Consider the following 7,658-nt stretch of genomic DNA (forward strand, 5'->3'; position numbering starts at 1 on the left):
CCTATATATTATACTCTTTTGTATTAGAGACAAGCAACTAACAAAAGCGGCAGCTAGATATTTAGCTGCCGCTTTAATGTTATTTCATTTTCTTCTCAACAAATTGATGGATTCTTTCAACTGCTTTTTCTAATAAATCCAAGGAAGTTGCATAGGATAAACGAATATTATTAGGAGCACCAAAGCCTGATCCAGGAATAACGGCAACCATTGCTTCCTCAAGGAGCGCTTGGGAGAATTCATCTACATTTACAAAGCCTGTTAATTCAGCTGCCTCCTTCACATTAGGGAAAAGGTAAAAAGCACCTTGTGGTTTAATGCAGGTAAAGCCTGGAATAGCGACAAGCTTATCGTAAATAATATTTAAGCGCTGTTCAAAAGCCTTTTGCATTTCTGAAAGCATCTCTTGTGAACCCGCATATGCAGCAATCGCCCCATATTGAGCAGTTGTTGTTGGATTCGAAGTACTATGGCTCGCAAGATTTGTCATTGCCTTAATTAATTCTTTATTGCCGGCTGCATACCCAATTCTCCAGCCTGTCATAGAATGGGACTTTGATACACCGTTCACTAGTATTGTTTGTTCTTTAAGCTCTGGTGAAAGCTGAGCAATGGAAACATGTCTATTGTTTCCATAAACTAATTTTTCATAAATTTCATCTGAAACGATCAGAATATTATGCTTCAAACAAACCTCGCCCAATGCCTTTAACTCTTCTTCAGTATAAAGCATACCAGTCGGGTTACTTGGTGAATTGATTATAACTGCCTTTGTCTTATCCGTTAATGCTTCTGCTAGTTGATCAGGCGTAATTTTGTACTCGTTTTCCTCTTTACCTTCAACATAGACAGGAACACCGTCTGCTAATTTAACTTGTTCAGGATAGCTAACCCAATATGGAGTAGGGATAATTACTTCGTCCCCTTCATCCAAAATAGCTTGGAATAATGTATAAAGGACATGCTTTGCGCCGCTTCCCACGATGATTTGAGAGGCTTCATATTCGATTCCCTGGTCTGCTTTAAACTTGTTAACGATCTCTTTTTTCAATGCAGGAAGACCTGCAGATGGAGTATATTTTGTATGTCCTTCATTCATCGATTTAACGGCGGCATCAATAATATGCTGCGGTGTATTAAAGTCAGGCTCACCAGCTCCTAACCCGATTACATCATAGCCTTGTTCCTTCAATTCTTTTGCTTTCGCTGTAATGGCAAGCGTTGTCGATGGGGTTAATGCTTTTACTCTTTGTGCTAATTGAAAGTTCATTTCCTTTTCCTCCACTCACATAATGACATTTAAGAAGATTAAGAACTTGGATCATAAATTCTCTATCTTCTTTAGCCACTCACCTGTTTTGAAATCAACATAATAATAATTTATTAAATTCCCCTCTGTCCGGTAATAAATTTCCCATAACGGGATATCCTTTTCCATACCGAGGCGAACGGAAATAATCTTTTTCGGATTTTTCTCTTCTTTTAGCTTATTAATTGCTTCCTGTTTGGAAACTCCATCTGTCACCTTTCTAACAATAATCTGTCCTTCTTTTTCAGGTACCCAGACGTAAATGTTTGTTCCAGCTTTATTTATCCCTTTAATGACAAAATATGTTTCCAGTCCATGATAAAGTTGAAAATCCTCAGCCTTCCAAAGTCTCGTTTCTTCCATGGCTCTTTCAATGGCTTCTTTTTCAGCTGCCTTAACAGGCTCAACTGCATTTAAATAAATAATAACCCCAGATCCTAATATAATTGAAAATATCAATAAACTTATAATAATTATTTTTTTCACATTTGTCACTCTTCTTATGTACGATAAATCGAAAAAACAGCTTTATTTTGATCCTCTTTATCAAGTGCCAGTCCAAACATTAAATCATTTTCCTTTAAAGTTCTGTTTAAAGCATCAACAACTTTATAGAGGTCAGGGCTTAGTTGAATTTTCACGGTTGATAAAACCTCAATTTTACTTTCCATACTGGAATTCCTCCTCAGGTAGTACAATATTTGTAATTAATACACAAGTAAATATAGGACAAGCTATATATACGAAACATTTTAACCTTTAAATATCAGTATAACAGCTACATCTAACAGCTTGAATAAAAAATTCTATTAATTCTTCTAATCCACCAACGTCATTGGCTGCGCCTTAAAAGGCGCAGCTCTTTTTTAATTATTCGCAAGCCATTTCCTTTATTTCACAAAGATTTATTAATTAATTCGACTATTCCATTTATATTACTTTTTGTATGAGGGATTTTCGGAATGGAATCTAAAAAAGCCTTTCCATATTGGGTTGTAACCAATCTGCGATCAAAAATAAAAATAAACCCCTTGTCGCTTCTCGTTCGAATCAGTCTTCCAAATCCCTGTTTAAAGCGAATAATCGCTTCCGGCAAAGAATAATCAGAAAATGGATTTCCGCCATTTTGCTTAATTTGTTCACATCTCGCTTCTGTAAAAGGTTCATCTGGCGGTGAAAATGGAAGTCTAACGATGATTAAACACGTTAAATCCTCTCCAGGGATGTCTACACCTTCCCAGAAACTATTCGTTCCTAATAAAATTGCCTTTTCGAACTTTTGAAAATTACGTGTTAATCTCGATCTGCTTCCGCTCGATACGCCTTGGGCAATAATGGCATATTCATTTAAAAATCCAGATTCTTTTATAAGCTCATATGTTTTTTTGAGCATCTCATGAGAGGTAAATAATATGAGCATCCTTCCTTTTGTTGCTTCTGCTATGGAGATAATATGTTCACTAATGGACATTACATATTCATCCAATGAAACAGAATTTACTTCAGGAAGATCATCAGGAATGATGAGCTTTACTTGTTCATGATAATCAAATGGAGATTGAATTTGCTCTGCTGAGCATTCTGTTAATTGCAAGCCCAGTTCATTTAACATATAGTTGAATGAGTTTTTCACCGATAAGGTTGCAGAAGTGATAACAGCTGATTCTTTTTTACTGAAGAATTCTTCCTTTAATAAATGCCCTGCTTTAACAGGCTGTGAATAGACGGTAGTAGCATTTTGCATAGATCGAACATCCATGTCGATCCATGTAACATATTCTTCAGATGGATGTAAAAAGATATGTTTAATGGCTTCAGCTATTTCTTTTAATTCTTCTACAACAGAAGCAAGCTCTTCCAATGAGGATTTTTCCCTGGCAGAAAGATTCTCCTTGATTATACTCATGACATTTAATCTTTTCTCTAGCTCTGCAGTAAAATCCTTAATGAGAAATAAAAATCTTTCAGCACTTGCTTGCACCGCTCTGCTTTCATGACTAGAATCATCACCTAAAAAACGGCTGCTAATCCGATTGTACCCTTTTCTGGATTTTGTTTTCTTTTTTGCAAATATGCTTATAATCTTAAATAGCTCATCCATTTCAAAACTAAGTTCTTGTATCATTTGATTCATTTCAAAAGAATGAACTAAGTGCTTCTTCTCAATCTCAGCTTTTTCTAGAACTTGTTCAAGCATAAACAGTAATTGTTTCTGTTCCAAATGCCCAATACGGCTGATCAAAAAACGTGTCTTTAAGTAATCTAAAGAAAAGCCAAAATACTGACCGGACACTTTCACAAAATGATGGCCCTCATCAATGACAATGTGACTATATTCTGGCAAAATCTTATTGTGTGAAACTAAATCACTCAGCAGCAGTGAATGATTCGTAATGATCAGGTCAGCTTTTAAAGCGGATTTTCGGGCCCGCAAATAAAAATCTCTTGAAATCCAAGATTTATTTTGAAGGAATATCGCCTCATCATTTTTGATTTTATTCCAAAATATCATTCCACCACTGGACAAATTTATTTCGTCTATATCCCCAGTATTCGTTTCTGTGAGCCATACAAGAATTTGCATTTTTGTTAAAATAGTGTCGTAATTATCATCTAAATCCTTTAAAGTTTGCTCAAATTTAGCCAAACTTAAATAATGGCTTCTTCCCTTTAGCAATACTGCCTTAACAGGAAATGGAAGCATCTGTTTTAATTTAGGAATATCATTGGAAAGAAGCTGCTCCTGAAGCTGTGTTGTATATGTACTAATCATGACAGTTTGTCTGTTTTCTTTTCCGTAAATAGCAGCAGGAATTAAATAGGCTAATGATTTGCCAACACCTGTGCCTGCCTCAATTAATGCATGTCGTTTATGTTTAAAGGCTTGATATACTGAATCCATCATTTTAAATTGTCCTAAACGAATTTCATAATTTGAAAAAGCCTTTTTGAAGAGCTCTTCTTTCGCTTCTTGCTGTTTAGGATAATTTAGTGTCTCATTGTCATCATCAGTATCTTGTTCATGAAACATTTTCAGTGCAATTCCTTGGTGAATTTCAAGATCGTTTTGTAAAACCTCGACCATTGCTTCTTTTTTCGTAAGAATTGAGTCTATGAGTAAATCTAAATCACTTTTTAATCCGCCAGAAAGCTTATAAATTTGCTTGATCGTGCAAAGTGGCAGCCGTTCTAGCCGGTCCAAAAGGAGAAGCAGAAGCTCAGCAGTTACATAGGCATCGCTGTCAGCCTGATGGGGACGCTCATGATTTAACCCTTCCCTAAAAGCCAATTCTGATAATTGAAAGCTATCTGCAGTTGGCATAAATACTCGAGAAAGCTCTACTGTATCCAAAACTGGTCCATAAAATCCATTGTAGCCAGCTAGAAGGAGCTCCTCCTGTAAGAACGATAAATCAAATAGGACATTATGTGCAACAAAATAAGCATCCTCTAATAAAGTAAGGACTTTTGGTGCTATTTCAGAAAAAACAGGGGCATCCTTTACTGCCTCATCATCTAAACCCGTTAACTCCTCAATGAATGGAGGGATTGACTGTCCTGGGTTCACAAGTGAGGAAAATTCTTCAACTATTTTTCCGTTTTCTATAACAACAGCGGCAAATTGGATCATTTTATCGCCCTTCTTTGGGGCGTTCCCTGTTGTTTCTAAATCGATTACAACATATTTATTACACATACTACACACCTCTAACATTCAGTCAATCAAACGGTACCATAAAAACGGAAAAAGAAAAAGAATTAATGCCATCCATTATATATTTTAGGCCATTTTCATTATTTTCAAAAGAGTATTGGACAAAAAGGCCGACTCGGTCTTTACCGGTCAGCCTTTTAATAATAAGAAGCATGTTTACATCATGATCGTTTTTTCAGGTTCCTTATTGATTATTTCCTTAATTCTATTATTTTCACCCATTATAGCAACTTTAGGCTGATGAATATAAATTTTTTCCTCAGCAACTAGCGCATAGGAAATAATAATAACAACATCTCCCTCTTGGACAAGTCTAGCTGCAGCACCATTCACACAAATGACACCACTGCCTCTTTCTCCAGGAATGATATACGTCTCAAACCTTGCCCCATTGTTATTATTCACAATTTGTACCTTTTCATTTGGAAGCATTCCAACGGCATCAAGAATATCTGTATCAATTGTAACGCTGCCGACATAGTTTAGATTAGCCTCTGTCACAACTGCTCTATGAATTTTACCATTCATCATGGTGCGGAACATGATGTTTCCCCCTAATTAATAGTTAATATCAAATTATCAATAAGCCGTGCTTTTGAAAATTTTACTGCTAAGGCAATAATAATGTTGCCTTCTAGCTCCTCAATTTCTTTAAGATTAGGATAAGAGTATATTTCAATATAGTCGATCGTTCCGCTCGTCTTTTCAGAAATCAATTCTTTCATAGACGAAATGATTTGTTGAGAGTCTCTTTCCCCTTCATCGATCATTGCTTTAGCCTCTAATAGACTTTTGTATAGAAATGGTGCTTGCTCTCTTTCTTCTGGAAGCAAATAAACATTTCTTGAGCTCTTAGCTAGCCCATCATGTTCTCTCACAATGTCCACCGGCACAATCTCAATTGGGAAATGGAAATCATTCACAAGTCCCTCCACAACAGCTAGCTGCTGAGCGTCTTTTTTGCCAAAATAAGCTCTATTCGGCTGAACAATATTGAAAAGCTTCGTTAAAACTGTTACAACACCATCAAAATGGCCCGGCCGGGATTGCCCGCATAATACCTCAGTCCGCTCCTTAGCGATTACGGTTGCCGATAAGGGTGCTGGGTACATTTCCTCTGCAGACGGATGGAAAATATAGTCAACGTGATGTTGTTCAGCTAAAGCACTATCACGGTCAAAGTCTCTAGGATATGAGCCTAAATCTTCAGTTACCCCAAATTGAAGCGGATTTACGAAAATACTTAGTACGACTATATCATTTTCTTCTCGAGCATGATCGATTAATGTCAGATGACCTTCATGTAAAAAACCCATTGTTGGGACATAGCCAATTGATTTACCTGACATTTTTTCTCGAATCATTGTTTGCTGCATGTCGCTAATGGTTGTAATGACTTTCATGCTTTCCCTCCGTACAAGCTTAAAAGCTCAGTTTCTTTCATTGAGAAACTATGCTCTTCTCCAGGAAATACTCCTTGTTTCACTTCATCCACATAAGCAGTTAGACCTTCCTCTATGACTACATTCACATTTGAATATTTCTTAACAAATTTCGGTACTCTTTCAACACCATAGGAAAGTACATCATGATAGACAAGAACTTGTCCATCTGTTTCAATGCCAGCACCGATTCCTATTGTCGGGATTGTCAGGCATTCGGAAACTTCCTTTGCTAGCTGCTTCGGAACACATTCTAATACAACGGCAAACGCACCAGCCTGCTCGCATTTTTTCGCGTCTTCGATCAGCTTACGAGCCGCTTCTGCATTTTTGCCTTGAACCTTATAGCCTCCAAGCACTGCGACAGATTGCGGTGTTAGTCCGAGATGAGCCATGACAGGTATACCAGCCTTTGTTAATGCTTCGATTCCGTCAATCACTTCATCTGCACCTTCAACTTTAACGGCATGTGCCCCTGTTTCTTGAATAATACGCGCACCATTTATAAGTGTGTCGCGAACTGACAGATGATAGCTCATGAATGGCATATCTACGACAATAAAGGTTTCCCCAGCTCCTCTTTTGACAGCCTTTCCATGATGAATCATGTCTTCTAACGTAACAGGGATGGTTGAATCATATCCTAATACAACCATTCCAAGTGAATCACCAACTAAAATCATATCAACCCCGGCTTTTTCCGCTTGCTTAGCAGCCGGAAAATCGTAAGCCGTCAGAACAGCAATCTTCTCACCGTTCTCCTTCATTTTCAAAAAATCAGTCGTTTGCTTCATCCTTATTCCTCCTTTGAATTAAGGAAGAGGGTGAAAAACAAAGATAAAAATCCTTCTGTAAGCAGAAGGATTCCGAATTTCTTTCGTTCTTTATTATGTCTCATCCCTCTGTCCCGGTCCATTATTGGATCTAGGCAGAATATCTTTAATTTTTAGGTGTTTCAAAGAATTTTTCATTGATGACCTAATCATACACGGTGCAGTTCAACTTGAGGATACTGCCCAATCATTTAGCTTACGCTAGACACGTTAATTATAACAAATCAATGATTCATTTGACTAGATAAACTTTTTTATTTAAGTTCAATGTCGGCTGAGTAAATATGGTGGATTTTACTCATTTCATCTTCTATCATAAGAACACCATCTTCAGTAATACCCAATGCCTTTCCTTGAAT

At 37.0% G+C, this 7,658-nt stretch carries 7 protein-coding genes and 1 pseudogene; all 8 read right to left on the reverse strand.

Annotation, left to right across the window (positions count from 1 at the left end):
- Positions 1-79 precede the first annotated feature (79 nt).
- The gene (locus V7149_RS10490) at positions 80-1,270 is read right to left on the reverse strand and encodes a pyridoxal phosphate-dependent aminotransferase (RefSeq protein WP_335345576.1); all 1,191 of its coding nucleotides are present in this window, start codon (positions 1,268-1,270) and stop codon (positions 80-82) included.
- Between the two features lie 51 nt (positions 1,271-1,321).
- Positions 1,322-1,795, reverse strand: coding sequence for a cell wall elongation regulator TseB-like domain-containing protein (locus V7149_RS10495; RefSeq protein WP_335345577.1), 474 nt, complete (start codon positions 1,793-1,795; stop codon positions 1,322-1,324).
- Between the two features lie 14 nt (positions 1,796-1,809).
- A complete protein-coding gene (locus tag V7149_RS10500; RefSeq protein WP_335345578.1) occupies positions 1,810-1,980 on the reverse strand; it encodes a YpmA family protein in 171 nt (56 codons plus the stop codon).
- A gap of 224 nt (positions 1,981-2,204) precedes the next feature.
- Positions 2,205-5,006, reverse strand: a complete 2,802-nt coding sequence (gene dinG, locus V7149_RS10505) for an ATP-dependent DNA helicase DinG (protein ID WP_335345579.1) — start codon at positions 5,004-5,006, stop codon at positions 2,205-2,207.
- A gap of 174 nt (positions 5,007-5,180) precedes the next feature.
- Complete coding sequence (gene panD / locus V7149_RS10510) at positions 5,181-5,567, reverse strand: aspartate 1-decarboxylase (RefSeq protein ID WP_335345580.1); 387 nt, start codon at positions 5,565-5,567, stop codon at positions 5,181-5,183.
- An 11-nt stretch (positions 5,568-5,578) separates the two neighbouring features.
- Positions 5,579-6,427, reverse strand: coding sequence for a pantoate--beta-alanine ligase (panC, locus tag V7149_RS10515; protein WP_335345581.1), 849 nt, complete (start codon positions 6,425-6,427; stop codon positions 5,579-5,581).
- On the reverse strand, positions 6,424-7,260 hold the full coding sequence (gene panB / locus V7149_RS10520) for a 3-methyl-2-oxobutanoate hydroxymethyltransferase (RefSeq protein WP_335345582.1): 837 nt from the start codon (positions 7,258-7,260) through the stop codon (positions 6,424-6,426). Before panB ends, panC begins: the two co-directional genes overlap by 4 nt.
- Positions 7,261-7,553: 293 nt before the next feature.
- Positions 7,554-7,658 (reverse strand): annotated as a pseudogene (locus tag V7149_RS10525) (bifunctional biotin--[acetyl-CoA-carboxylase] synthetase/biotin operon repressor); the annotation flags it as partial.

This window comes from Bacillus sp. JJ1503 (assembly GCF_036965125.1).
In the GTDB taxonomy this organism is placed as follows: Bacteria; Bacillota; Bacilli; order Bacillales; family Cytobacillaceae; genus Cytobacillus.